Genomic DNA, 26,200 nt, shown 5'->3' with positions numbered 1-26,200 from the left:
TCTCCCGGAGGGAGAGGGGGCCGACCGAGGTGTTCTAAGTTTTGCATCGACCTGAGGAATCCAGTCGATTATGGATTCAGCAGAAATCTTTCACGTCGGCGTATTGCGTCAATATCCCCCAATCAGTCCCCTCTCCCTCCGGGAGAGGGCTAGGGTGAGGGGCTTTGCTTTACAACTCTGCCAACGCCCCTTGATACAACACCGGCCCAGTCGGCTGCCCGGTCGGCGAACCACCCTTAGGCTCCAGACTCACCGCCAACGCAATCGGCTGCCCAATCAACCCCCGCTGCGCCTCGCTCAACTCAACCTTGCCTTTACCCCCCGCCGGAATCACCCCCAGCGAAATCGGCTTGCCATCCGCCGGAATCGCCCACAGTTCCAGACTGCGATCCGCATCAACCGCCGCCAGCGTCAGCGGCTCGACCTGCAGATAATCTTCATGCGCCTCGACCTTCAGCGCCGGTTGCGCACTGGCCGTCAACAGCGTCGCGGTGTACCGAGCATCATCACGGTTGTACAGCGAACCGAGAAACACCAGCACAACAATTGAACAGACCGCCGCCATAACGCGAAGCCAGTTCCAGAACGGACGCTTCTCGGGCACATGCAGCACTTGCGGTTCGATGCGCGCGGTGATGCCTTGCCACACGCGATCGGGCACCGGATGTTCCGGCAGGGATTCGGTGAGGCTCACCAGCGTTTCCTGCCATTGCGCCACTTCCGCTCGCAACGCCGCGTCGTCCAGCAGCAGCTGCTCAAAGCGTCGCCGCGCAGGCGCTGACATCAGACCGATCGCGTAATCGGCTGCGAGCGCGCGGCGCAGGGCAGGGGTCTGGTAGTTCATGATTCAAGGCACCGGCGCAGGCGTTCCATGCCTCGGCGGATCCACGATTTCACCGAGCCCAGCGGCGCGGCCAAATGTTCGGCGAGTTCCGAGCAGGACAAGCCGTGAAAGTAGGCGACGGTGATCGATTGGCGCTGCATGCCTTCGAGGGTTTCCAGGCAACGGTTGAGGGCGTGAGCCTCACGGGCGCTGCTCAATTGATCGTGGGCCGAGGGGCTTTCGTCCTGCAGGGCGTCCTGTTCGAGGTCGGTCAGCGGCCGGTCGCGGTGTTTGCGCAACTGGTCGATGGCCTGATTGCGGGTGATGTTGATCATCCAGGTCATCGGCGCCGACAGATGCGATTCGTAGCGCGAGGCGTTGTTCCAGATCCGTACGAAGGCTTCCTGCAACACTTCTTCGGCCAGATCCGCGCGACCCATGAAACGCAGGGCCACGCCGTGCAGGCGCGGGCCGACGCTGCGGTACAAGGTTTCGAAGGCGCGCCGATCACCCAGTGAACACTGGGCCAACAGCTGCCTTAGCTGATCGGTCTCGGCGGTGGAAATAACGACTCTCCAGGCAATGGATGGGCGACGAGGGCTAGACTCGGGCTGTTCACAGGCTAGTTCAGCGACAGCGGTTGTGCCATTCATCGCGACAATTCCAGGGTTTCACGATTCATATACGTGAGACGGGGGAAAATGGATGCTCTGCACCGGAACATGCCGGCGTATCCTCGGTCAAACCGGCAGTTTCGCTGCCCATTGACGGGTAGTTTTCACAGCGCAAGAGGATGTCTGAATGAAGATTTCACGCGGTTTTGCCTTGGCATCACTCATGACCCTGGCGGCGAGCCCGGCGTTTGCCGGTTTCAGTCTGGACGACGTCACCAAGGCCGCTGCCAGCATGCAGGGCGGCAACGCTGCCACTGCCGCAGCGCCGACCTCGGAAACGGCCGGTTTGCTGCAAGCCGTCACCGGTCTGGGGGTTACGCCACAACAAGCCGTCGGCGGCACCAGCGCCATGTTGGGTCTGGCGAAAAACCAATTGAGCAGCACTGATTATTCGCAGTTGGCCAAAGAAGTGCCGGGCATCGACAAGCTGTCGGGCGGTAGCGGCAACCTGGCGGCGTTGAGCGGGTTGCTGGGTCAGTCCGGCAAATCCGCCGGTCTGGAGAACGCCCTCGGTAACGTCAAGGACACCAATGACCTGAACAACGCGTTCGGTGCGTTGGGCATGGACAGCGGCATGGTCGGCCAGTTTGCCCCGGTGCTGCTCAAGTACCTGGGTGACCAAGGCGTCGGCGGTTCGCTGCTGACCAGCCTGGGCAGCATCTGGGGCGTTGGCACCGGTAGCTGAGTCAGCGCCGCTCGTCGCGCAGTTCGGCGATGCGCTGATCCTTCTCGTTCCAGAGCTGATTGACCCAGCTCTGGACGGTCTGGCGAAACGCTGGATCGTTTTCGTAATCGCCCTGCCACAGCGCCGGGTCGAGTTCGCGGGTCTTGATGTCGATGATGACTCTCGGCACGTTGCCGCTGATCAAATCCCAGAATCCTGGAATCCGTGCCTGTGGATAAACCACCGTCACGTCGAGGATCGCATCCAGCTGTTCACCCATCGCCGCCAACACAAACGCCACGCCGCCCGCCTTGGGTTTGAGCAAGTGGTTGAACGGTGATTGCTGTTCGGTGCTTTTCGCCGCCGTGTAGCGCGTGCCTTCCAGATAATTCACCACCGTCACCGGCTGACGCTTGAACAGCTCGCAGGCCTGTTTGGTGATTTCCAGATCCTTGCCCGCCAGCTCCGGGTTCTTCGCCAGAAACGCCTTGGTGTAGCGCTTCATGAACGGGTAATCCAGCGCCCACCACGCCAGTCCCAGAAACGGTACCCAGATCAGTTCTTTCTTGAGGAAGAATTTGAAGAACGGCGTGCGCCGGTTCAGTGTCTGGATCAGCGCCGGAATGTCGACCCACGATTGGTGGTTGCTGATCACCAGATAAGACGTGTCGCCGCGCAGGCCTTCGCCGCCGCGAATGTCCCATTGGGTGGGGATGCACAGGCGGAAAATCAGCTTGTCGATTTCGGCCCAGGTCTCGGCGATCCACATCACCGCCCCCGACGCGTAGTCGCGCCAACGGCCCGGCGCGACCAGTTTGAGCAGGGCAAACACCAGCAACGGCCCGATCAGGATCAGGGTGTTGAGCAACAGCAGCAGGGTGACGAAACAGCCGGTGAGCAGGCGGCGCATAAGCAACTCTATGACGTGGGTTGGGCGCGTCATGATAAGCAGCTTCGCGCGGCAGGCCAAATCGGCGCTGACGAATGTTTCACTTCAGTCGCGTTAACCTGATCGTTCCCACGCTCTGCGTGGTAACGCCGCCCGGGACGCTCCGCGTCCCTGTGACGCAGAGCGTCACTGGATGCATGCCCACGCAGAGCGTGGGAACGATCAAGCGCGCAACGGTCTAAAATCCCGTTGCCCAACTCCCCAAGGAAGCCCCTTACGTGAAATCCCTCCTTGCACTGTTTGCCCTCGTCGCCCTGCCGGTCATGGCCGCCGAGCCGACCCTGTACGGCCGCTACGAATACATCGCGCTGCCGGAAATCGGCGGTGAAGTGCTCAAGGCCAAGATGGACACCGGCGCGCTGACCGCCTCGCTGTCGGCCAAGGACATCGAAACCTTCACCCGCGACGGCGAAGACTGGGTGCGCTTCCGCCTCGGCACCAAAGACGCCAGCAACAAAGTCTACGAACACAAAGTCGCACGGATCAGCAAGATCAAGAGCCGCTCGGATGAAGAGGACGAGGGTGAAAGCACCGAAGTCGCCAAACGCCCGGTGGTCGATCTGGAGCTGTGCCTGGGCGACGTCAAGCGTACCGTTGAGGTCAACCTGACCGACCGCAGCAACTTCAATTACCCGTTGCTGATCGGTGCCAAAGCCTTGCGTGAATTCGGCGCAGCCGTGAATCCGGCGCGTCGCTTCACCGCCGACAAGCCGGACTGCTAAGTGGTCTCATTGACGTAACGTCAGGCTTGGGGCACCGTTCGCGCACTCAACCACGGGCTCGGACGCCATGCCTCATATCCTGATTGTCGAAGACGAAGCGGCGATTGCCGACACGCTGATTTTCGCCTTGCAAGGCGAGGGGTTCAGCACCACGTGGCTGAGCCTTGGCGCGGCAGCGCTGGAACATCAGCGGCAGACGCCAGCCGATCTGATCATCCTCGACATCGGCCTGCCGGACATCAGCGGCTTCGAGACCTGCAAACAGCTGCGGCGTTTCAGCGAAGTGCCGGTGCTGTTCCTCAGCGCTCGTGATGCCGAGATTGATCGCGTGGTCGGGCTGGAGATCGGCGCCGACGACTATGTGGTCAAGCCGTTCAGCCCTCGGGAAGTGGCGGCACGGGTCAAAGCCATCCTCAAACGCATGGCGCCGCGTCCGCCGATTGAATCCACCTCGGCGCTGTTTCGTATCGACCCCGAGCGCGTACAAATCAGCTATCGCGGCCAGACGTTAAGCCTGACCCGCCACGAATTCCGTCTGCTGCAATGCCTGCTCGAACAACCCGAACGGGTGTTCAGCCGCGAGCAATTGCTCGATGCGCTGGGCGTCGCGGCCGATGCCGGTTACGAACGCAGCATCGACAGCCATATCAAAAGCGTGCGCGCCAAACTGCGGCTGGTGCGCGCCGAAGCCGAACCGATCCAGACCCATCGCGGCCTCGGTTACAGCTACAGCCCGGGGCACAGCTGATGTCGTTGGGGCTGCGGATTTTTCTGGTGTACGTGCTGTTTATCGGCCTGACCGGTTATTTCGTGCTCAACACGGTGATGGAAGAAATCCGCCCCGGCGTGCGCCAGTCCACCGAAGAAACCCTGGTTGATACCGCGAACTTGATGGCGGAAATACTTCGTGACGATTTTAAGGCCGGCACCCTCAGCGAAAATCGTTGGCCCGAATTGCTCCGCGCTTATGGTGATCGCCAGCCGCAAGCGACGATCTGGGGCTTGCCGAAAAACCAGGTCAATCACCGTATCTATGTGACCGACGCCAAAGGCATCGTTGTGCTCGATTCCAGCGGCGTTGCGGTGGGTCAGGATTACTCGCGCTGGAACGACGTCTACCTGACCTTGCGCGGAGAATACGGCGCACGTTCGACCCGCAGCGATCCGAACGACGCGAGCTCCTCGGTGATGCATGTCGGCGCGCCGATCCGCGACAACGGCAAAATCATCGGCGTGGTCACCGTGGCCAAACCCAACAGCTCATTGCAGCCTTACGTTGATCGCACCGAGCGACGTTTGCTGTTTTACGGCGCCGGTTTGATCGGCCTCGGCCTGTTGTTTGGCGCGCTGCTGTCGTGGTGGCTGAGTCGCGCGCTGCACCGCTTGACCGGTTATGCCCAAGCCGTGAGCGAAGGGCGCCGTGTTGAAGTACCGCACTATCGCGGTGGCGAACTGGAGCAACTCGCCACCGCCGTGGAACAGATGCGCACGCAACTGGAAGGCAAGGCCTACGTCGAGCGTTACGTGCATACGTTGACCCATGAACTGAAAAGTCCGCTGGCGGCGATTCGTGGCGCGGCGGAATTGCTGCAAGGCGACATGCCGCCGATCCAGCGCCTGCGTTTTGTCGGCAACATCGACAGCGAAAGTGCGCGGATGCAGCAGTTGATTGAGCGGCTGTTGAACCTGGCGCAGGTCGAACAACGGCAAGGCCTGGAAGAGCGGGTGGCGGTGCCGTTGGCGGTGTTGGTGGATGAACTGTTGCAGGCGCAGGCGGCGCGGATTGAAGGGAAGCAGTTGCGAATCGAGCAGACGATTGCGGCGGATCTGTTGTTGATGTGCGAGCCGTTTCTGTTGCGTCAGGCGCTGGGTAATCTGTTGGAGAATGCGCTGGATTTCACCCCGAAGCAGGGGCTTTTGCGTTTCAGTGCCGAGCGGGTTGGTGAGCAGATTGAATTTCGTTTGTTCAATGAAACAGCGGCGATTCCCGGTTACGCGCTGCCGCGATTGACCGAGCGTTTTTACTCGCTGCCGCGCCCGGACAGCGGCCGCAAGAGCACGGGGCTTGGGCTTAATTTTGTTGAAGAAGTGGTGAAGTTGCATGGTGGTTCGATGAGCATTCGCAACGTTGAGGGCGGCGTTGAGGTGACATTGCGCTTGTCTTGAGACCGAGGCGCGGCCATCGCGAGCAGGCTCACTCCTACAGATTGGAATGCGATCAACTGTAGGAGTGAGCCTGCTCGCGATGGGGGCATTGAAGTCTCCACACAATCTCCACATTCCCCCCACAAACCCCCCACACCCCATCACCAGACTCCCCCCATCAAAACAGGGAGAGTCCCATGAACAAAAATCTGACCATCAAGCTCGGCGCCATCGCGCTGCTGATCCTGCTATTGCTGATCCCGCTGTTGATGATCGATGGCGTCATCGACGAGCGCCAACAGCTGCGCGACGGCGTGCTCGAAGACATCGCCCGCAGTTCCAGTTACAGCCAGCAGGTCAGCGGCCCGGTGATGGTGGTGCCGTATCGCAAAGTGGTGCGCACCTGGAAAACCAACGAAAAAACCAACAAGCGTTACCAGGAAATCGGCGAAGAGCGCGGGCGTTTGTACTTTCTGCCCGAGCGTTTTGAGCTCGACGGCCAGGTGCAGACCGAACTGCGTAAACGCGGGATCTACGAGGCGCGACTGTTCCATGCCGACAATCGCATCAATGGGCATTTCTCGCTGCCGGCGCAGTTGGGCATCAAGGAAGATTTCGCGGACTACCAGTTTGACGCGCCGTTTCTCGCCGTCGGCATCAGCGACATTCGCGGCATCGAAAACGCGTTGAAACTGGAGCTTGATGGTCAGCGTCTGGACTTTGTTCCGGGCACGGAAGTGGCCTGGCTCGGTGAGGGGGTGCGGGTCACGCTGCCGACGCTGGATACCAGCAAAACCACCGAGCTGGCGTTCGCCTTCGATCTTCAACTACAAGGCACCGGTTCGCTGCGCGTGCTACCGGTGGGCAAGACCAGCAGTGTCAGCCTCGGCGCGAATTGGCCGCATCCGAGCTTCATCGGTAACTTCCTGCCGGCCAAACGCGAGATCAACGATCAGGGTTTCAAGGCCGATTGGCAGACCTCGTTTTTCTCCACCAACCTGCAGGAAGCAATGCATCGCTGCGTGAGGGGCGATTGCGAGGCATTCAACAGCCGCAGCTTTGGCGTGAGTTTTATCGACCCGGTGGATCAGTACCTGAAGAGTGACCGGGCGATCAAATATGCGTTGCTGTTTATCGTCCTGACGTTTGCCGGTTTCTTTCTCTTCGAAGTACTGAAAAGTCTCGCGGTGCACCCGGTGCAATACGCGCTGGTCGGTGTCGCGTTGGCGTTTTTCTATCTGTTGCTGCTGTCGTTGTCGGAGCACATCGGTTTTGCCCTGGCGTATCTGCTGTCGGCCAGTGCTTGTGTGTTGTTGATCGGGTTCTACGTCTGCCACGTGCTGCGCAGCGTGCGCCATGGCTTGAGTTTTTCGGCGGGGTTGGCGGCGTTGTATGGGCTGCTTTATGGGCTGTTGAGCGCGGAGGATTACGCGTTGTTGATGGGCTCGTTGCTGCTGTTCGGCTTGCTCGGCGTGTTTATGGTGCTGACGCGCAAACTGGATTGGTACGGGATCGGGCAGAAGCCGGCCAAGCCGTTGGAGTTTGATATCGGGGTGGTGGAATGAGCCGGTCGCTGGGGTTGCGCGAGGATCAGCTGTGGAAGGATGGGTTGGTGACGCGGATTATCGGCTATTTGCCTGTGGAAGCGAGTTGCCGCCATCGCGAGCAGGCTCACTCCTACAGGGAAATGCGGTCAACTGTAGGAGTGAGCCTGCTCGCGAAGAGGCCGGAACAGGCACCCAAAAACTAAGGCTTGGGCATCGTCGCAATCATGGACGGTCGCTGACTCACTTCAAAAAACCAGTTAGCCAGTTGCGGATTAGCTTCACGCCAGCCCAGGTCGGGGAAGCGCAGATCCAGGTAACCCAACGCACTGGCGACGCTGATCGCGGCCACATCGAAGTGGCTGGTCAGCTCGGCAATCGCATCGTGCTCCAACAGATTCAGCGCGCGACGGATCTTCTCGCGTTGTGCCTCGAGCCATTCATCCCAGTGTTTTTCCGGGGCGCGCAGGACTTGTTCATAACGCACCATCACCGAGGCGTCCATGATCCCGTCGGCCAGCGAGGCGAGGGTCAGACGGCGCCAGCGGGCCGAGCCTTCGCGCGGGATCAACGGGTTGCCGACGTGCTGGTGGTCGAGGTATTCGAGGATCACGCGGCTGTCATGGATGACCGTGCCGTCGGCCAGGCGCAGGGCCGGGATCTTGCCCAACGGGTTGTCGGCGTTGAGCTCGGCGCTCGGGCTGACCGGGGAGAGCACGCAGTCTTGCAGGGCAACGCGATCCTGCTGACCGGTTTCGTGGAGCAGCACCATCACTTTGCGCACGAACGGGGAGAGGGTGTTGTGGTACAGGGTCATGCTGGGGGCGGACATTGGCAGGGTCTCGATCAGAATGGTGAACGGGCAGCATAGCCTGTCAGGATGCGAGCTCAAGCCTTGCGCTGAAGCAAGTGTAGGAGTGAGCCTGCTCGCGATAGCGGTGGTTCAGTCAACGCTGATGTTGAATGTGATTGCGCTATCGCGAGCAGGCTCACTCCTACAGTGGTTTCTCAGCTTCGCAGCAGTAATCCTTTAAGGGCCAGGAAGGCCGGCACACCTAGCCCGACCCAGCTCAGCGCATCCCAGATCCCGTCCCCCAGCAACGCCGCAAACAGTCCCGCCGCACTCAGAAGACCAATCACCAACGGCGTGCTGAAGACTTTCCAGAAATTCGACTGACGCGGCTTCATACCGTCGCCTCCGTCGTTTCCAGCACAGGCTTGGCCGCCTTGCGCCGCACCACCCACAGATACACGCCGCTGCCGAGAACGATGATGGTCAGCACATCGAGCGTGGCCCAAAGGATCTTCATCGGCATGCCGCCGTAATCACCGAAGTGCAGCGGTTGCGACATGCCCATCGCGTCCATGTACCACGGTCGTTCCGCGACAGCGGTGACCTTCAGCGTGGTGGCGTCGATCAGCACCGGCGTCAGCAGATGCGACGTCAGGTGCGTGCCACCCTTCATGAACACCGAGTAATGGTGTTCGCTGGAGAAGCGCGTGCCGGGGAAGGCAATGAAATCCGGTTTCATGCCCGGCGCAGCTTCGCCGGCAATGTCGAGCAAACGCGTGGCGGGCGCCAGTTGTGTCAGCGGTGGCGCGTCGCGGTAAGGTTCGATCAACGCGGTCAGGGCCTCGTTGCGCCATGCGGCGATCAGCAGATCGGCGCAGGCACTGATCACGCCAGTCACGCCGACGACCAAGGCCCAGGTCAGCGTTACGACGCCAATCAGGTTATGCAGGTCGAGCCAGCGCAGCCGCGTGGATTTGTCCTGACGCACCGTGCCGAACTTCAGCCGACGCATGAACGGCAAGTACAACACCGTGCCCGAAACAATCGCCACGACAAACAATAAACCCATAAACGCCAGCAGCAGTTTGCCCGGCAACCCGGCAAACATGTCGACGTGCAGGCGCAGGATAAACAGCATCAAACCGCCGTTGGCCGAAGGGGTTTCCAGTGCTTCACCGGTGCGCGCGTCGAGCATGAAGGTGTGCGAGGAGTTCGGTTCGGTGTCGGCGGTTTTTGCCATGATCGCAAACGCAGCGTTTGGCTCTTCGTCGTCGTAACCGAAGTATTGCATGACCTCGCCCGGCCGATGTTTCTGCGCGGCATCCACCAGTTGTTGCAGATTGAGTTGCGGCGTGTCGGCCGGCATCTCTCGCAACTCGGGGGCATTGCCCAGCAGATGATCGATCTCATGGCTGAAAATCAACGGCAAACCGGTCAATGCCAGCATCAGCAAAAACACGGTGCAGATCAGGCTGGTCCAGGTGTGGATAAACGACCAGCGACGAATTGTTTTACTTTTCATTTCATGACCTTCAAAAACACCAAAGCCGTCCACGAGGGACGGCCTGGTAACAGGGCCTGTTTCAGCTCAGTCGCTTACCACTTGTAAGTGGCGCTGGCGACGACGCTGCGTTGGTCGCCGTAGTAGCAATAGAAACCGTCGCAGGTGGAAATGTAGTCCTTGTCGAACAGGTTGGTCGCATTCAGTGCCAGCGACGCGCCTTTGAGGCTGTTGTCGAGACGGCCGAGGTCGTAATGCACGCTCGCGTCGAACACGGTATAGGCATCCGCCTTGCCCAGCCAGGTGTTGCCTTTGTCGCCGTAGGTGTTGCCGGTGTAACGCACGCCAGCACCCACGCCGAAACCGTCGAGCACGCCGGTGTGCCAGGTGTAGTCAGTCCACAGCGAGGCTTGCTGGTTCGGCATCAGTTGCAGACGATTGCCCTTGTCGACGCCTTTCTGCACTTCGGACTTGGCCAGGGTATAGGCGGCGATGACCTTGAGGTTATCGGTCACGTCCGAAACGGCTTCCAGTTCCAGGCCTTTGACTTTCACTTCGCCGGTCTGGCTGGTGATCGAAACGCCATTGACGTTGGTGTTTACGGAAACGTTTTTCTGGGTCAGGTCATACACCGCAGCGGTCAGCAGGGTTTTGCTGCCCGGTGGCTGGTACTTGATGCCCAGTTCCCACTGCTTGCCTTCGGTTGGCTTGAGCGAATCGGTGGACGTCGCGTCGGCACCAGCGGTTGGCTGGAAGGACTCGGCGTACGACAGGTACGGCACAAAGCCCGAATCGAAGACATAGCTGATTGCCGCGTTGCCGCTGAAGTTTTTGTCGCGCTGCGTGTTGGTGGCATCGCCCTTGTTGATGAACTGGGTGCTGGTGTGTACCCAGTCTTCACGGCCACCGAGGGTCAGACGCCACTGGTCGAGAGCCATTTGATCCTGCACGTACAGGCCGGTCTGGTAGGTCTTCTGGTCGTAGTCATAAAACGCGGTAGAGCGCGGTGGACGTACGATCGGTTGCCCGTAGATCGGATTGACGACGTTGGTGGTCAAGCCATCGCCGAAAATCGAGGTGTAATTGGTGTTGCTGCGCTGGTGATCCAGGCCCAGCAGCAGGGTGTGGCGGATATCGCCGGTAGCGAAGTCAGCCTGGAAATTGTTGTCCACGGCGAACTGGCTGATGTCCTCATCGACAACCGTGGAAGTGCGACCGACGTTGCCTTGATCATCCACCATCGTGAACGGATAAGAGCCTGGAGTCAGCGCCTGGAATGCCAGATCGGACTTGGTATAACGCAAGTTCTGCTTGAACTGCCACACATCGTTCAGACGATGTTCAAAGGCATAACCCAGCGCGTAGTAAGTGCGGTCGTAATATTCCCAATCCGGATCGCCAAGGTTCTTGTGGTGAGAAACGTCACCGAACGGCATGTCGATCTTGGTGCCCTGAATCGGCAGGAACTGGCTGGTGATGCCGGTATCGTCGCGGGTGAACTGGGTCAGCAGGGTGAACTTGGTATCGTCGTCGATGTTCCAGGTCACGCTCGGCGCGATGTTGTAACGCTTGTTGTCGACGTGGTCGATTTGGGTGCCGCTGTCGCGCACGACGCCGCTGAGACTGTAGAGAAACTGACCAGCCTCATCGATCTTGCCGGTGCTGGCGAAGTTGATCTGGCGATGGTTGTCGCTGCCGTATTGCAGCTGAATTTCGCTGCTGGCTTCGGCACTTGGACGGCGGCTGACCATGTCCAGCAAGCCGCCCGGAGGCGTCTGGCCGTACACCGACGACGCTGGGCCGCGCAGCAGGGCGAGGCGGTCGAGGTTCCAGGTTTCCTGTTTCGGGTTGGCGTACACGCCTTTTGGCAGCGGCAAGCCGTCGAGGAACTGGGTCGGTTCAAAACCGCGTACACGCAACCAGTCGGCGCGGGTGTCACTGCCGAAACTGCTGGCGGTGATGCCCGGCATGTAGCGCACGGCGTCATCGAGGCTGTGCACGCTGCGGTCGTCCATTTGCTGACGGGTCGCCACCGAGATCGAGCGCGGCGCTTCGACCAGCGCGGTGTCGGTCTTGGTGCCGGCGGCGGTGCGGGTGGCGGTGTAGCCTTCGACCGGGCTCCACGCGGTTTCCAGATTCTCCACGCCGATGATCGCGGTTTCCGGCAGGGCCATCACGCCTTCAGGTACGGCGACCAGGCTGTAAGTGCCGGAAGTACTTTGTTCGAGTTGCAGACCGGTGCCGCTCAAGGCTGCACGCAGCGCGCCGGCCGCGTCGTACTGACCTTTGACCGGTGCCGAAGTCTTGCCTGCGGCCAGCGACGGGTTCAGCGACAGCGCGAGGCCGCCCTGGCTGGCGATCTGGTTCAGGGTGGTCGACAGAGGCGCCGCCGGCAGGTTGTAAGCGCGAACGCTGGACGCTTGTTCAGCGGCGAGCAACGGGCTGCTGATCAGCGGGGTGCTGAGGGCAATGGCGACGGCCAGCAGACTGGGGCGCAACAAGGTGTCTAGCGAACGGGACATACGGCGGCTCCTGAATGGAAATATTTCTCAATTGCCTGCTTGCCGGATGAAAATCAAAAAGTGATAGGGCTGGATGAAAATAATTTCGATTTGCGGGAAATAGCGTTGTGGCGGATGACGCCATCGCGAGCAGGCTCACTCCTACAGGGGAACGCATTTCAACTGTAGGAGTGAGCCTGCTCGCGATAGCCATAGCTCGGGCACCACATCACTCAGGCTTGGAATCTGCCTTCGCGACGGTCACCCAATAAGGCGTGTGCTGCTCAATCTGCACCGGCAACGTCGGTAGCAGCGCGCTCAAGGCCTTATCGGTGTCATGCAGCGGAAAGCTGCCAGTAATGCGCAAATCCGCCACTTCCGGCGCCACACCCAGATGCCCGCGACGATAACGCCCAAGCTCATGCACCAGATCGCCCAGCCGTGCGTTGTCGACCACCAACATGCCGCGCGTCCAGGCGTCGGCGCCGGGAGTGAGGGCGACAATCGCGTCGAGCCCGTCACTGCGCATGAACACCTGCTGGCCTTCGTGCAGGATCTGCTCCTGAGGATTCGATTGCGGATGCGCCGCGACAGCCGACTGCAACACACTCAGACGTGTACCTTCGTCTTCTCGCTTGACCAAAAACCGCGTGCCCAACGCGCGCATGCTGCCTTCACGGGTTTCGACGATGAAGGGCCGCGCATCGCCGTGACCGGTTTCCACGAGGATTTCGCCTTCCTGCAGAACGATCAGTCGGCGCTTGTCATCGAAACGCACGTCCACCGCACTGTGGGTATTGAGATTGAGCACGGTGCCATCGGACAGACGCACGATGCGCTGTTCACCGGTGGCGGTGCGCTGATCGGCGAGCCAGTAATCCAGCGGCAGATAACGTTCGCCAGCAAACAATGCCACGCCGACAACCACCACAACGCTCGCCAGACCACTGCCCAACTTGCGCACCCGGCGACGGATGCTTTCCCGGGATTGCAGCAGAGCGCTGCGGGCCGGGCCTTTGGCCACGCTGAAACGCTGATCAAGCATGCCCAACTGGCGCCAGGCCCGGGCGTGTTCTTCATTGGCCGCGTGCCATTTGGCGAATTCTTCGCGCTCCAGCGGACTGCTTGAATCGAGGGTCAACTGCCAGGCAATCGCCGCGTCCAGCACGTGGGCCTGAACCGGTCTGGAACTGGCCGGGCTCACGTCGGCTCACCGTACAGGGCGATGTAGCACTGACGGATACCTTGCGCGAGGTACTGGCGCACACGCGGCACCGAAACGCCGAGCTTCTCGGCGATCTCGGCATGGCCGAGGCCGTCGAGGCGGTTATAAAGGAAGGCGGCACGAGCCTTGGTCGACAGTTTGCCGAGCAAGCGGTCGATGGCCTTGAGGTCTTCGAGGATCAGTTGCTGTTCTTCCACCGACGGTTGTTCGCCTTCGGGGATCAGCATTAGTTCGGTGAGGTAGGCCTGTTCCAGCGCGGCGCGGCGGAAGTAATCGAACAGCAGGCCTTTGGCGATCGCCACCAGAAAGGCGCGCGGTTCGCGGGGTGTCAGCAACTCATCACGACCGAGCAGGCGTACGAAGGTGTCCTGACTCAAGTCTTCGGCACGTTGCGGACAGGCCACATTGCGCCGCAGCCACGTCAATAGCCAACCGCGATGGTCGCGATACATCGCACCAACGAGTTCACTGTGAGGGCTTTGGGCTGCAGGCACCGAATATCACCGATTGGGAAATATTAACTAACGCGAATTGTTCGCGATTCTCGCAGAGGTGGGAATGGTTAGCAATTGGCCACTGGTCGGGTGGGCCGCTGAAGGGCTCCCCTCACCCTAACCCTCTCCCGGGGGGAGAGGGGACTGATTGGGGGATATTGACGCAATACGCCGACGTGAACGATGTCTGCTGAATCCATAATCGACTGGATCCCTCAGGTCGATGCAAAGCTTCGAACACCTCGGTCGGCCCCCTCTCCCTCCGGGAGAGGGCTGGGGTGAGGGTGCTTTTAAAACGATGGAGCTTGCTGGCGACGCTTCCACTGGCTCAACCGCTGCTGCAAATTCAACGGACTATGAATCTGCTGCCCCCGCGCCCGGCTAAACAGAATCAACGCCAACTCCGCCGTGGCCAGCGCATCGGCGCTCGCGTTATGCCGTTCAAACACCTCCAGCCGAAACCACTCGATCCACTCATCCAGCCCCGCCTCGCGGATCTGCGCTTGCGGACACACCAGCGGCGCAATATCGGCGACATCCAGAAACACCTGCTGCAACTTGTGCCCCAGATGCTCCTTCACCGCACGCCCGAGCATGTGCTGATCAAACGGCGCATGAAACGCCAGCACCGGGCTGTCGCCAATAAACTCCAGCAATTCCAGCAACGCCTCAGCCGGCTCACTACCGGCAGCAATCGCATTCGGCCCCAGTCCATGAATCAACACACTGGGGCTGAGCTTCAACTCCCGGCATTGCAAGGTGCGTTCAAACTGCTGACTGAAGTCGATCGCGCCGTCCTCGATCACCACCGCACCAATCGACAACACGCGATCCTTGTTCAGATTGAGCCCGGTGGTTTCCAGATCCAGCACCACCCAGCGTTGTTCGCGCAGGGTGCATTCGCGCAGTTCAGTGATAGCCGGCAGCTTCGCCAGTCGCCGCTGAAAATCCGCCGGCACCACCGGACTCGCCGGGCGCAGCCACGAAAACAGACTCATAGCTGATACCGCAACGTCAGGCTGCTTTGCAGGCGCTGCGCCTGACGCAGGGATTCGCGGAGGATGCGCCGGTCGAGATGATTGAGGCTGTCGGGATCGACGCGGTTGGAGTACGGCAAATTCTCGCGGGTCTGCAACTGATGCTGTTGCATGCGTGTTTGCTGAATGAAGTGATACGCCTCTTCATACGCCGCGCCGTCCAGCCGTTCGATGACTTCTTTATCGACCAACTGACGGAAGCGTTCGAGGGTGTTGTTGGCGTCGATACCGTTGGCCAACGCCAGCAAGCGTGCGCCATCCACGAACGGCGTCAGGCCTTGAACCTTGAGATCCAGCGTGGCTTTCTCGCCGTTCTTGCGCGCCAGTACAAACTCACGGAAGCGCCCCACCGGCGGACGATTGCGCAGGGCGTTCTCGGCCATCATGCGCTGGAACAAACGATTGTCGCCGACCTGATCAAGAATGCCTCGGCGCAGTTGCTCGCAGCTTGTTTCATCGCCCCAGACCACGCGCAGATCGAAATAAATACTCGACCCCAACAGGTTCTCCGGCGTCGCCTCGCGAATAAACGCCGCAAAGCGCCGCGCCCATTCCGCTCGCGACAAACACAGTTCGGGGTTGCCGGCCATGATGTTGCCTTTGCACAGGGTGAAGCCGCACTGCGCCAGGCTCTGGTTGATCTGCTGGGCAATCGGCAGCAGCTTGCCGCGAATCTCTGCGGCATGCGCCGCATCGCGGGCATCAAACAAAATGCCGTTGTCCTGATCGGTGTGCAGCGTTTGCTCGCGGCGGCCTTCGCTGCCGAAACACAGCCAACTGAACGGCACGCCGGGGTCGCCTTTTTCGGCGAGGGTCAGCTCGATCACCCGGCACACGGTGTGGTCGTTGAGCAGGGTGATGATGTGGGTGATCTGCGTCGATGAGGCGCCGTGGGCGAGCATGCGTTCGACCAGTTGGCCGATTTCGCCGCGCAGGGTCACCAGTTGTTCGACCCGTTGCGCGCTGCGAATCGTCCGCGCCAGATGCACCAGATCGACCCGTTGCAGAGAAAACAGATCGCGCTCGGAAACCACGCCGCACAAGCGCTGATCCTTGACCAGACAAACGTGGGCGATGTGCCGTTCGGTCATGGCAATCGCCGCATCGAACGCGCTGTGATCCGGTGAAAGATAGAAGGGCGCGCGGGTCATGTGGCGTTCGATGGCTTCGCTGAAATCACCGACGCCTTCGGCCACCACATGGCGCAAATCGCGCAGGGTGAAAATCCCCAACGGTGCCTTGTTTTCGTCTACGGCGACGATGCTGCCGACCTGTTGCTCGTGCATCAGCTTCACCGCTTCGCGCAGCGGCGTGTCCGGGCTGCACGTCACCGGGTGACGCATTGCCAGTTCGCCGAGGCGGGTGTTCAGCGAGTACTGCGTGCCGAGGGTTTCCACGGCTTTTTGCTGCACTTGCTGATTGACCTGATCGAGCAGGCTGCTGACCCCGCGCAAGGCGAAATCACGGAAGGCGTTGGAGAGGGCGAACAGTTTGATGAACGCCAGTTTGTTCAGTTGCAGGCAGAAGGTATCTTCGCCGGCCAGATGCTCGGTGCGCGTCGCGCGTTCGCCGAGCAGGGCGGCCAGCGGAAAACACTCGCCGATGGTGATTTCAAACGTGGTCTCGGTGCCGGGTTTGGTGATGTGCTGGCGTTCGCCGACCACCCGGCCCTGCTTGACGATATGGAAGTGTTCAACCGGGCCGTCAGTGGGTTTGATGATGCTCTCGCCCTGAGCGTAAAACCGCAGCTGACATTGCTCCACCAGATAAGCAAGGTGAGCGTGTTCCATCTGATTGAAGGGCGGGAAGCGCTGGAGGAATTGCAGGGTGCCCTGAATGTTCTGCAATACCGCGGTTTTCCCTGCCTGGGTGAAGGCGTCCGCTTTACTCATAACCATTACCGCAGTCTTTTTCGAATTGTTGTTGTCGGATCGTTATGGCCATGGTCGACCCCTACGGACAGGGTGCCCATTGGACGTAAGTCTAGGTTTTGCCACCATTGGCGAAGTTTCGGAGATGCCCTACGCAAACAGTCGGAAATTCCCTCGGTTACCCCCTTGGAAAAAAATCCGACGAAGTGCACATTGAAGCTCTGCCCAGCGCTGTCTGACCACTTGCCAAGGGATTGATTTGAATACTTAGAGAACGCCATGTCCGACCACGATATTTTGAGCGACGCCGAGCGAGAAGCGCTCAGCGCAGTGATGCTCGAACCCGACCTGCCGCCGCAGCGTGTGCTGATCGTCGATGACGACAAAGACGCCCGGGAGCTGTTGTCGGAGATTCTCGCGTTGGACGGCATTCGCTGCATGACCGCGGCGAGTGGTGAGACGGCGTTGAAGATGCTCGCTGAAAAGCCTTCGATTGGCCTGGTGATTACCGATCTGCGCATGGGCAATGTCGATGGGCTGGACTTGATTCGGCAGGTGCGCGAGTCGGTGCGGGCGGCGATGCCGATCATCATTGTCTCGGGCGATGCCGATGTGAAGGACGCGATTGCGGCGATGCATTTGAGCGTGGTGGATTTTCTGCTCAAGCCGATTGATACGACGCAGTTGCTGGCGCTGGTGAAGCGCGAGTTGGGGATTGAGCCTTAGAAGCCCCTCACCCTAGCCCTCTCCCGGAGGGAGAGGGGACTGACCGAGGCGGATGTTCGAGATACGCCGACGTGAAATTCTTCGGTCGAACTCCGATTCTGAAAACCATGAAGATCGGCTCCCTTTCCCCCTCTACCCCTTGGGGGAGAGGGCTGGGGTGAGGGGGATGGATCTCAAGCCCAGCACAAAAATCCAATCCGCCGTCCAAACAAAAAAGCCCTGATCCAAAGATCAGGGCTTTTTCACTTCTACGCAAATTTACAGGCCGTTAGCCGCCTTGAACTCGCGACGACGACGGTGCAGAACCGGCTCGGTGTAACCGTTCGGCTGCTTGGTGCCTTCGACCACCAGTTCGACCGCCGCCTGGAAGGCGATGTTGCTGTCGAAGTTCGGGGCCAGCGGACGGTACAGCGGGTCGTTGGCGTTTTGACGGTCAACCACTGGCGCCATGCGCTTGAGGCTTTCCATCACTTGCGCTTCGGTGACCACGCCGTGGCGCAGCCAGTTGGCAATGTGCTGGCTGGAGATACGCAGCGTGGCACGGTCTTCCATCAGGCCGACGTCATTGATGTCCGGCACTTTCGAGCAACCCACACCCTGGTCGATCCAGCGCACCACGTAACCGAGAATGCCCTGGGAATTGTTGTCCAGTTCGTTCTTGATCTGCTCTGGCGTCCAGTTCGGGTTGACCGCCAGCGGGATGGTCAGGATGTCGTCGACCGACGCGCGAGCACGTTTGGCCAGTTCGGCCTGACGGGCGAACACGTCAACCTTGTGGTAGTGCAGCGCGTGCAGTGCAGCGGCAGTCGGCGATGGAACCCAAGCGGTGTTGGCGCCAGCCAGTGGGTGCGCGATTTTCTGCTCAAGCATCGCGGCCATCAGGTCGGGCATCGCCCACATGCCTTTACCGATTTGCGCACGACCTTGCAGGCCGGTGCTCAGACCGATATCGACGTTCCAGTTTTCGTAAGCGCCGATCCACTTCTCAGCCTTCATGTCGGCCTTGCGTACAACCGGGCCGGCTTCCATGGAGGTGTGGATTTCGTCGCCGGTGCGGTCGAGGAAACCGGTGTTGATGAATACCACGCGCTCGCTGGCCGCCTGGATACAGGCCTTGAGGTTGACCGTGGTGCGGCGCTCCTCGTCCATGATCCCGACTTTCAGGGTGTTGCGCTTCAGGCCCAGCACGTCTTCGATGCGACCGAACAGCTCGTTGGTGAACGCCGCTTCTTCCGGGCCGTGCATCTTCGGTTTAACGATGTAGACAGAACCGGTGCGGGTGTTGCGACGCGAGGTGTTGCCGTTGAGGTTGTGCATCGCCGCGAGGCAAGTTACGAGACCGTCGAGGATGCCTTCCGGCACTTCGTTACCGTCTTTGTCGAGGATCGCGTCGATGGTCATCAGGTGACCAACGTTACGCACGAACAACAGCGAACGACCGTGCAGCGTCACTTCACCGCCATTTGGCGCGGCGTAGGTGCGATCCGGGTTCATGGTGCGGGTGAAGGTCTGGCCGCCCTTGGACACGGATTCCGACAGGTCGCCCTTCATCAGGCCGAGCCAGTTGCGGTAGATCACCACTTTGTCGTCAGCATCGACGGCGGCCACGGAGTCTTCGCAGTCCATGATGGTGGTCAGCGCCGCTTCCATCAGGATGTCTTTGACGCCGGCCGGGTCGGTCTGGCCAACCGGGGTAGTAGCGTCGACCTGGATTTCGAAATGCAGACCGTTGTGTTTCAGCAGGATCGCGATTGGCGCGTTGGCGTCGCCCTGGAAACCGATCAGTTGTGCATCGTCGCGCAGGCCACTGTTGCTGCCGCCCTTGAGGGTGACCACCAGTTTGCCGTCGGCGATTTTGTAGCCGGTCGAATCAACGTGGGAGCCAGCAGCCAATGGCGCGGCTTCGTCGAGAAACGCGCGGGCGAAGGCGATGACTTTGTCGCCACGCACCTTGTTGTAGCCTTTGCCTTTTTCCGCGCCACCTTCTTCGCTGATCGCGTCGGTGCCGTAGAGGGCGTCATACAGCGAACCCCAGCGGGCGTTCGAAGCATTGAGAGCGAAGCGAGCGTTCATCACCGGCACAACGAGTTGCGGGCCGGCGGTACGGGCGATTTCATCATCGACGTTTTGCGTCGTTGCCTGGAAATCAGCCGCTTCTGGCAGCAGATAACCGATTTCTTGCAGGAAGGCTTTGTAGGCCACGGCGTCGTGCGCCTGACCGTTGCGTTCCTGATGCCAGGCGTCAATACGAGCCTGGAAGTCATCGCGTTTGGCGAGTAGGGCTTTGTTCTTCGGCGCCAGGTCATGAATGACCTTGTCGGCACCTTCCCAGAATTTTTCGGCGGTGAGGCCGGTACCGGGAATGGCTTCGTTGTTCACGAAGTCGAACAGGACTTTGGCGACCTGCAGGCCACCGACTTGAACGTGTTCAGTCATTGCTTGCCTCACTCTGCTCAGCTATTTCGCTTTTCAGCTCTTCAATTTTGACAATGAAGCCTCTGGGCCATTTAAACCACAAACCTGCCGACCAGTACATGCCATTGCTGGCGGCTGGGCTGGGACCAATCAACGGCTTGGGGCCTTGCTGACGGGGCTTTCAGGGTTGCGAACAGGCTTCGGGCAGACATCGGTTCAGCGTTATGTAGTGCGCGCTGCGGCATACTACATGATGAGTTGCGCTTGTGAAAATCAGACTAATTACGTCGTTCTGCGACCTCATGTCGCATTGCGGTCACATCGCGGAACGGGATGTTCTCAAAAAACCATTGGATTGTTCCAGCTAAATATCAAAAGTTGTACACATAAATACTATTTGGCTGCTATGGCATCTGTCACATAGGGCTTGGTGGTGGGGTCAATTGTGGCGAGGGGATTTATCCCCGTTGGGTGGCGAAGCCGCCCCCTGCGTTCTTGGCAGGTAAACCGAGTTGGCAGGATTTACGACTGCTGCGCAGCCGGACGGGGATAAATCCCCTCGCCACAGGTCATCATCTGCAGGTGATTTCCACATACCAACACCGGGTCAGGCTGAATCAACGCCCTTGCCTATACTTCCCCTTCTATAACAACAGTCATGACAAGAGGGCGGCGCCATGGATCATCTCGTACTCACCGTTTTCGCCCCGGACAAGCCCGGGCAGGTGGAGCGCATTGCCCAATGCATTGCCGAGCACGGCGGTAACTGGCTGGAAAGTCGCATGTCGCGGATGGCCGGGCAGTTTGCCGGGATTTTGCGGGTGGGCGTGCCGGCAGAGGCTTACGACGAATTGGTCGATGCCCTACAAGCATTGTCGACTGACGGTATTCGCGTGTTGATCGCCGAAAGCGGTATCGAACAATCCTGCACCTGGAAACCGATCGCCATGGAACTGGTGGGCAACGACCGCCCGGGGATCGTGCGCGACATCACCCGTTTGCTGAGCGAGCAGGGCGTGAACCTCGAACGGCTGGTGACCGAAGTACGTCCGGCGCCGATGAGCAGCGAGCCGCTGTTCCACGCCGAAGCGATTCTCGCCGTGCCGTTAACCTTGTCGCTCGACGTGTTGCAGTCACGCCTGGAAACCCTGGCCGATGACTTGATGGTCGAACTGGTGTTACGCACAGACCTTTAAACGCCAATCAGGTTATCCAGTTTTAACGTGCACCTGCCTGTGGATAACCTGTAGAGACTGCGCGCAACGCCACGCCCGCCGTGGCTTTGCTGGAGTTGATCAAAAAACCGCCAGCATTCAGTGACTTGCACACAAACGGCGGGGATCACGCTGTGGATAACCTTGGGACGGAACGTTGCAGGCCACGAGAACCGTGGCCTGTGGAGGTTTGTGTGTTTTTTGATCAGCTGCGCCGGCGCAAACTTATCCACGCATCGACGCTGTACACCGCCAGACCGGCCCAAATAAACATGAACGCGACCAGCGTGCTGGACGACAAGTGCTCGCCAAACAGCAGCACCGCTTGCAGCAGCACCAGCGTCGGCGCGAGGTATTGCAGAAAGCCCAGCGTGGTGTAGGGCAAATGCCGCGCGGCTGCGTTGAAACACACCAGCGGCACCAGCGTCACCGGGCCAGCGGCGACCAGCCACCAGGCTTGCGAGGTTGTCCAGAACTCAGGTTGCGCGCTGGTCGCGGTCTGGTTGAACAGCAGCCAGGCGATGGCAATCGGCACCAGCATCCAGGTTTCCACCACCAGACCCGGCAACGCCTTGACTGGCGCCTGTTTGCGGATCAGCCCATAAAAACCGAAGGTCAGCGCCAGCACCAGCGACACCCACGGCAGACTGCCGACCTGCCAGACCTGCTGCGCCACACCCACCGCGGCCAGCCCAACCGCAATCCACTGCATCCGCCGCAGACGTTCGCCGAGAATCATCATCCCCAGCAGCACGTTGACCAGCGGGTTGATGTAATAACCGAGGCTGGCTTCCAGCATGCGTCCGTTGTTCACCGACCACACATACGTCAGCCAGTTGGCCGCGATCAGCGTGCCGCTCAACGCCAGAATCGCCAGACGCTTGGGGTTGTCGAGCAACTCGCGCAGCCAGCCCGGGTGTTTCCACACCATCAGCAGCAACGCGCCGAACAGTGCCGACCACAGCACCCGATGGATGATGATCTCGACTGCCGGTACTTCGGCGATGGCTTTGAAATAGATCGGGAACAGGCCCCAAATGATGTAGGCCGTGAGGCCCAGAATGTACCCGCGACGCGGGTTGGCAGCTTGCATGCAGAATCCTTGCTTAGGCAGCTAACAAAGGAGGGATTGTAAGGAGGTTTGCCAGCGAATGCCGTAGCTGATTGGTCAGGAATGTGTGAACGAAGGATTGAGCCTCCACCGGGGAGGCTGAATAAAAGCGATCAGATATTATCCGGCGTCCGCGCTTTCTCCCGCGCATGCTCGCGGCTGATCAAGCCTTTGCTCACCAGATCTTTCAGGCACATGTCGAGGGTCTGCATGCCCAGCGAGCCACCGGTCTGAATCGCCGAATACATCTGTGCGACTTTGTCTTCGCGGATCAGATTACGGATCGCCGACGTACCGAGCATGATCTCGTGCGCCGCGACCCGGCCGCCGCCGATCTTCTTGATCAACGTCTGTGAGACCACCGCCAGCAAGGACTCAGAGAGCATCGAGCGCACCATCGATTTCTCGTCACCGGGGAACACGTCCACCACCCGGTCGATGGTTTTCGCTGCCGACGTGGTGTGCAGGGTGCCGAACACCAGATGCCCGGTTTCAGCAGCGGTGAGCGCCAGGCGAATGGTTTCCAGGTCGCGCATCTCACCGACCAGAATCACGTCCGGGTCTTCCCTTAACGCTGAGCGTAATGCCGTGGCGAAACTGCGCGTATCGCGGTGGACTTCGCGCTGATTGATCAAACATTTGCGCGATTCGTGAACGAATTCGATCGGGTCTTCGATGGTCAGGATGTGGTGATGGCGATGGTTGTTGAGGTAATCGATCATCGCCGCCAGCGTGGTCGACTTGCCCGAGCCGGTCGGCCCGGTGACCAGCACCAGCCCGCGCGGGGCATCGGTGATCTTGCGGAAAACATCGCCCATGGCGAGGTCGTCCATGCTCAGCACTTTCGATGGGATGGTACGAAACACCGCGCCAGCGCCACGGTTCTGGTTAAACGCGTTGACCCGAAAGCGCGCCACGCCGGGGACTTCGAAGGAAAAGTCGGTTTCCAGATGTTTCTCGAAGTCGACCCGCTGGGTGTCGTTCATGATGTCGTAGATCAACTCGTGCACTTGCTTGTGATCCAGCGGCGGCAGATTGATCCGCCGCACATCGCCGTCGACGCGGATCATCGGCGGCAGACCGGCCGACAGGTGCAGGTCGGACGCGCCTTGTTTGGCGCTGAAGGCCAGCAGTTCAGTGATATCCATAGCGTTCCTCAATTCCAGTAGAATGCCGCGAACCTTCAGACCGCTGGCGCCTCTTGATGTCCACGATAGCAGACAACATTTCCCACGTTGGTTCGCGCATCCAGACCGCGACCCAAGCCGCACACCGTCCTGAAAACAGCGTCCAGTTGCTCGCCGTGAGCAAGACCAAACCCGCCGAGGCCCTGCGCGAAGCGTATGCCGCCGGCCTGCGCGACTTTGGTGAGAACTACCTGCAGGAAGCCTTGAGCAAACAGCTCGAACTGGCCGACCTGCCCTTGATCTGGCACTTCATCGGCCCCATTCAATCGAACAAGACTCGCGCGATTGCCGAGCATTTCGACTGGGTGCACTCCGTGGATCGCCTGAAAATCGCTCAACGTCTGTCCGAACAGCGCCCGGCCGAGTTGCCGCCGCTGAACATCTGCATTCAGGTCAACGTCAGCGGTGAGGCGAGTAAATCCGGCTGCACGCCTGACGATCTGCCGGCATTGGCCGCGGCCATCAGCGCATTGCCGCGCCTGAAACTGCGCGGTTTGATGGCGATTCCCGAGCCGACCGACGACCGCGCCGAGCAAGACGCGGCCTTCGCCGCCGTGCAGAAACTGCAGGCGAGCCTTGATCTGCCGCTCGACACACTTTCCATGGGCATGAGCCACGACCTTGAGTCGGCCATCGCCCAAGGCGCCACTTGGGTGCGTATCGGTACGGCCCTGTTTGGCGCCCGCGACTATTCCCAATCTTGAACGTTTCCAGATAAGGACCACACATGAGCAACACACGTATTGCGTTTATCGGTGCGGGCAACATGGCGGCCAGTTTGATCGGCGGCCTGCGCGCCAAAGGTCTGGAAGCTGCACACATCCGTGCCAGCGATCCGGGCGAAGAAACCCGCGCCAAGGTCAGCGCTGAGCACGGCATCGAAACGTTTGCCGACAACGCTCAAGCCATCGACGGCGTCGACGTGATCGTGCTGGCGGTCAAGCCGCAAGCCATGAAAACCGTGTGCGAAGCGATTCGCCCGAGCCTGAAACCGAATCAACTGGTGGTGTCGATTGCCGCCGGCATCACCTGCGCCAGCATGACCGCTTGGTTGGGCGAGCAGCCGATCGTGCGCTGCATGCCGAACACCCCGGCGCTGCTGCGTCAGGGCGTCAGCGGTTTGTATGCGACCAGCGAAGTGACTGCCGAGCAGCGTCAGCAGGCTGAAGAGCTGCTGTCCGCCGTCGGCATCGCGCTGTGGCTGAACGAAGAACAGCAACTGGATGCGGTGACGGCAGTGTCCGGCTCCGGCCCGGCGTACTTCTTCCTGCTGATCGAAGCGATGACCGCTGCCGGCGTCAAACTCGGTCTGCCGAAGCAAGTTGCTGAACAACTGACGCTGCAAACCGCTTTGGGCGCCGCGCACATGGCCGTCGCAAGCGATGTCGACGCCGCCGAACTGCGTCGTCGTGTGACGTCGCCAAATGGCACCACAGAAGCTGCCATCAAGTCTTTCCAGGCCAATGGCTTCGAAGCCCTGGTCGAAACCGCACTCGGCGCCGCCGCGCACCGCTCGGCCGAAATGGCCGAACAACTGGGCAAATAAGGAGCCTTACATGATTGGATTGAACACTGCAGCGGTTTACGTGCTGCAAACCCTCGGCAGTCTGTACCTGCTGATCGTGCTGCTGCGTTTCGTGCTGCAACTGGTGCGGGCGAATTTCTACAACCCGCTGTGCCAGTTCATCGTCAAAGCGACCCAGCCTCTGCTCAAACCGCTGCGCCGGATCATTCCGAGCGTGTTCGGTCTGGACATGTCCTCGCTGGTATTGGCGATTCTGGTGCAACTGGCGCTGATGGCGCTGACCCTGCTGCTGACGTACGGCACCACCGGTAATCCGCTGCAACTGTTTATCTGGTCGATCATCGGCGTGACCGCGCTGTTCCTGAAGATTTTCTTCTTCGCCCTGATCATCAGCGTGATTCTCTCGTGGGTCGCGCCGGGCAGCCACAATCCGGGTGCTGAGCTGGTTAATCAGATCTGCGAACCGGCATTGGCGCCGTTCCGCAAAATCCTGCCAAACCTTGGCGGTCTGGATCTGTCGCCGATCTTCGCCTTCCTCGCGCTGAAGCTGATCGACATGCTGGTGATCAACAATCTGGCGGCGATGACGATGATGCCGGAAATCCTCCGTCTGCTGATGTGAGCTGGTTTCGATGGGACGGTGACGACTTGATCCTCGAGTGTCACCTGCAACCGGCAGCCCGCAGCGATGATTTCGCCGGGCTGCACGGTGATCGTTTGAAGATTCGCCTGACCGCGCCGCCGGTCGAGGGCAAGGCCAATGCTTATCTGATGGGCTTTCTGGCCAAGGCGTTTGGGGTTTCGAAGAGTCAGGTGAGTTTGCTCAGTGGCGAGTTGAACCGGCAGAAGCGAGTGAAGATTTGCTCGCCGAAGAAGTTGCCGGATTTGCCTGACCTGGTGCGCTGATCGTTCCCACGCTCCGCGTGGGAATGCATCCCGGGACGCTCCGCGTCCCCCGCCGAAGCGGACGCGGAGCGTCCAATGAGGCATTCCCACGCAGAGCGTGGGAACGAGCGCAGGTAGTTGCTTGCCGCTAACCCCCCCGGTCTTTAGACTTACGCCTCATTTCAACGAGAGCA

The 26,200-nt window shown here is 60.1% G+C and carries 25 protein-coding genes; 11 read left to right on the top strand and 14 right to left on the bottom strand.

The window, feature by feature from the left end; translation table 11 throughout:
* Positions 1–169: 169 nt before the first annotated feature.
* Entirely contained in the window at positions 170–844 is a 675-nt protein-coding gene (locus tag KFS80_RS13105) for an anti-sigma factor (RefSeq protein ID WP_212545028.1), read from the bottom strand.
* Positions 841–1,476: a sigma-70 family RNA polymerase sigma factor gene (locus KFS80_RS13100; protein WP_212545027.1), complete on the bottom strand. Its 636-nt coding sequence runs from the start codon at positions 1,474–1,476 to the stop codon at positions 841–843. Before KFS80_RS13100 ends, KFS80_RS13105 begins: the two co-directional genes overlap by 4 nt.
* A gap of 148 nt (positions 1,477–1,624) precedes the next feature.
* Between KFS80_RS13100 and KFS80_RS13095 the strand changes: the two genes are divergently transcribed.
* The gene (locus KFS80_RS13095) at positions 1,625–2,182 is read left to right on the top strand and encodes a DUF2780 domain-containing protein (protein WP_212545026.1); all 558 of its coding nucleotides are present in this window, start codon (positions 1,625–1,627) and stop codon (positions 2,180–2,182) included.
* A 1-nt stretch (position 2,183) separates the two neighbouring features.
* Here the strand turns inward: KFS80_RS13095 and KFS80_RS13090 are convergent, their stop codons facing one another.
* Entirely contained in the window at positions 2,184–3,071 is an 888-nt protein-coding gene (locus tag KFS80_RS13090; protein WP_212545025.1) for an acyltransferase, read from the bottom strand.
* Between the two features lie 257 nt (positions 3,072–3,328).
* Between KFS80_RS13090 and rloA2 the strand changes: the two genes are divergently transcribed.
* From rloA2 to creD, 4 genes are all read left to right on the top strand, one after another.
* A complete protein-coding gene (gene rloA2 / locus KFS80_RS13085; protein ID WP_053124525.1) occupies positions 3,329–3,832 on the top strand; it encodes a retropepsin-like aspartic peptidase RloA2 in 504 nt (167 codons plus the stop codon).
* Between the two features lie 67 nt (positions 3,833–3,899).
* A complete protein-coding gene (gene creB, locus KFS80_RS13080) occupies positions 3,900–4,580 on the top strand; it encodes a two-component system response regulator CreB (RefSeq protein WP_212545024.1) in 681 nt (226 codons plus the stop codon).
* The gene (gene creC / locus KFS80_RS13075) at positions 4,580–5,998 is read left to right on the top strand and encodes a two-component system sensor histidine kinase CreC (protein ID WP_212545023.1); all 1,419 of its coding nucleotides are present in this window, start codon (positions 4,580–4,582) and stop codon (positions 5,996–5,998) included. The genes creB and creC overlap by 1 nt, the downstream gene beginning before the upstream one ends.
* A gap of 176 nt (positions 5,999–6,174) precedes the next feature.
* Positions 6,175–7,542, top strand: coding sequence for a cell envelope integrity protein CreD (gene creD, locus KFS80_RS13070; protein WP_212545022.1), 1,368 nt, complete (start codon positions 6,175–6,177; stop codon positions 7,540–7,542).
* Between the two features lie 181 nt (positions 7,543–7,723).
* Here creD and KFS80_RS13065 read toward each other — a convergent pair whose 3' ends face one another.
* From KFS80_RS13065 to KFS80_RS13030, 8 genes are all read right to left on the bottom strand, one after another.
* Positions 7,724–8,353: a glutathione S-transferase gene (locus tag KFS80_RS13065; RefSeq protein ID WP_212545021.1), complete on the bottom strand. Its 630-nt coding sequence runs from the start codon at positions 8,351–8,353 to the stop codon at positions 7,724–7,726.
* Between the two features lie 176 nt (positions 8,354–8,529).
* A complete protein-coding gene (locus tag KFS80_RS13060; RefSeq protein ID WP_159815411.1) occupies positions 8,530–8,709 on the bottom strand; it encodes a hypothetical protein in 180 nt (59 codons plus the stop codon).
* On the bottom strand, positions 8,706–9,836 hold the full coding sequence (locus KFS80_RS13055; protein WP_212545020.1) for a PepSY-associated TM helix domain-containing protein: 1,131 nt from the start codon (positions 9,834–9,836) through the stop codon (positions 8,706–8,708). The genes KFS80_RS13060 and KFS80_RS13055 overlap by 4 nt, the downstream gene beginning before the upstream one ends.
* 74 nt (positions 9,837–9,910) lie before the next feature.
* Positions 9,911–12,337 carry a TonB-dependent siderophore receptor gene (locus KFS80_RS13050; protein ID WP_159815409.1) on the bottom strand — a complete coding sequence of 809 codons (2,427 nt, stop codon included), beginning with the start codon at positions 12,335–12,337 and terminating at the stop codon, positions 9,911–9,913.
* Between the two features lie 208 nt (positions 12,338–12,545).
* The gene (locus KFS80_RS13045) at positions 12,546–13,520 is read right to left on the bottom strand and encodes a FecR domain-containing protein (RefSeq protein ID WP_212545019.1); all 975 of its coding nucleotides are present in this window, start codon (positions 13,518–13,520) and stop codon (positions 12,546–12,548) included.
* Positions 13,517–13,993, bottom strand: coding sequence for an RNA polymerase sigma factor (locus KFS80_RS13040; RefSeq protein WP_218959295.1), 477 nt, complete (start codon positions 13,991–13,993; stop codon positions 13,517–13,519). The genes KFS80_RS13045 and KFS80_RS13040 overlap by 4 nt, the downstream gene beginning before the upstream one ends.
* 332 nt (positions 13,994–14,325) lie before the next feature.
* Positions 14,326–15,033, bottom strand: coding sequence for a 3'-5' exonuclease (locus KFS80_RS13035; RefSeq protein ID WP_212545018.1), 708 nt, complete (start codon positions 15,031–15,033; stop codon positions 14,326–14,328).
* A complete protein-coding gene (locus KFS80_RS13030; protein WP_338109600.1) occupies positions 15,030–16,964 on the bottom strand; it encodes a DUF294 nucleotidyltransferase-like domain-containing protein in 1,935 nt (644 codons plus the stop codon). The genes KFS80_RS13035 and KFS80_RS13030 overlap by 4 nt, the downstream gene beginning before the upstream one ends.
* 258 nt (positions 16,965–17,222) lie before the next feature.
* Between KFS80_RS13030 and KFS80_RS13025 the strand changes: the two genes are divergently transcribed.
* Complete coding sequence (locus tag KFS80_RS13025; protein WP_053124502.1) at positions 17,223–17,669, top strand: response regulator; 447 nt, start codon at positions 17,223–17,225, stop codon at positions 17,667–17,669.
* 258 nt (positions 17,670–17,927) lie between these two features.
* Here KFS80_RS13025 and KFS80_RS13020 read toward each other — a convergent pair whose 3' ends face one another.
* Positions 17,928–20,105 (bottom strand): malate synthase G, encoded by a 2,178-nt coding sequence (locus KFS80_RS13020; RefSeq protein ID WP_159815406.1) that lies wholly within the window; start codon positions 20,103–20,105, stop codon positions 17,928–17,930.
* A 656-nt stretch (positions 20,106–20,761) separates the two neighbouring features.
* Between KFS80_RS13020 and KFS80_RS13015 the strand changes: the two genes are divergently transcribed.
* Positions 20,762–21,280 carry a glycine cleavage system transcriptional repressor gene (locus KFS80_RS13015; protein ID WP_212545016.1) on the top strand — a complete coding sequence of 173 codons (519 nt, stop codon included), beginning with the start codon at positions 20,762–20,764 and terminating at the stop codon, positions 21,278–21,280.
* A 223-nt stretch (positions 21,281–21,503) separates the two neighbouring features.
* Here the strand turns inward: KFS80_RS13015 and rarD are convergent, their stop codons facing one another.
* Both rarD and KFS80_RS13005 read right to left on the bottom strand, forming a co-directional pair.
* Positions 21,504–22,391: an EamA family transporter RarD gene (rarD, locus tag KFS80_RS13010; protein WP_053124495.1), complete on the bottom strand. Its 888-nt coding sequence runs from the start codon at positions 22,389–22,391 to the stop codon at positions 21,504–21,506.
* Between the two features lie 131 nt (positions 22,392–22,522).
* Complete coding sequence (locus KFS80_RS13005) at positions 22,523–23,557, bottom strand: type IV pilus twitching motility protein PilT (RefSeq protein ID WP_212545015.1); 1,035 nt, start codon at positions 23,555–23,557, stop codon at positions 22,523–22,525.
* A 56-nt stretch (positions 23,558–23,613) separates the two neighbouring features.
* Here KFS80_RS13005 and KFS80_RS13000 point away from each other — a divergent pair, with 56 nt between their 5' ends.
* Genes KFS80_RS13000 through KFS80_RS12985 form a run of 4 tightly spaced genes read left to right on the top strand, consistent with a single transcriptional unit; the run spans position 23,614 to position 26,027 of the window.
* Positions 23,614–24,300 (top strand): YggS family pyridoxal phosphate-dependent enzyme, encoded by a 687-nt coding sequence (locus tag KFS80_RS13000; RefSeq protein WP_212545014.1) that lies wholly within the window; start codon positions 23,614–23,616, stop codon positions 24,298–24,300.
* Positions 24,301–24,323: 23 nt separating this feature from the next.
* Positions 24,324–25,142, top strand: a complete 819-nt coding sequence (proC, locus tag KFS80_RS12995) for a pyrroline-5-carboxylate reductase (protein ID WP_212545013.1) — start codon at positions 24,324–24,326, stop codon at positions 25,140–25,142.
* 10 nt (positions 25,143–25,152) lie between these two features.
* Positions 25,153–25,743, top strand: a complete 591-nt coding sequence (locus tag KFS80_RS12990; protein WP_064116268.1) for a YggT family protein — start codon at positions 25,153–25,155, stop codon at positions 25,741–25,743.
* Positions 25,740–26,027 carry a DUF167 domain-containing protein gene (locus KFS80_RS12985; RefSeq protein ID WP_095121519.1) on the top strand — a complete coding sequence of 96 codons (288 nt, stop codon included), beginning with the start codon at positions 25,740–25,742 and terminating at the stop codon, positions 26,025–26,027. Before KFS80_RS12990 ends, KFS80_RS12985 begins: the two co-directional genes overlap by 4 nt.
* The last annotated feature ends 173 nt before the right edge of the window (positions 26,028–26,200 follow it).

The organism is Pseudomonas rustica (assembly GCF_018336155.1).
GTDB lineage: Bacteria > Pseudomonadota > Gammaproteobacteria > Pseudomonadales > Pseudomonadaceae > Aquipseudomonas > Aquipseudomonas rustica.
Note: the sequence above shows the minus strand (reverse complement) of the source record. Positions and strands in the feature narration are given on the sequence as shown.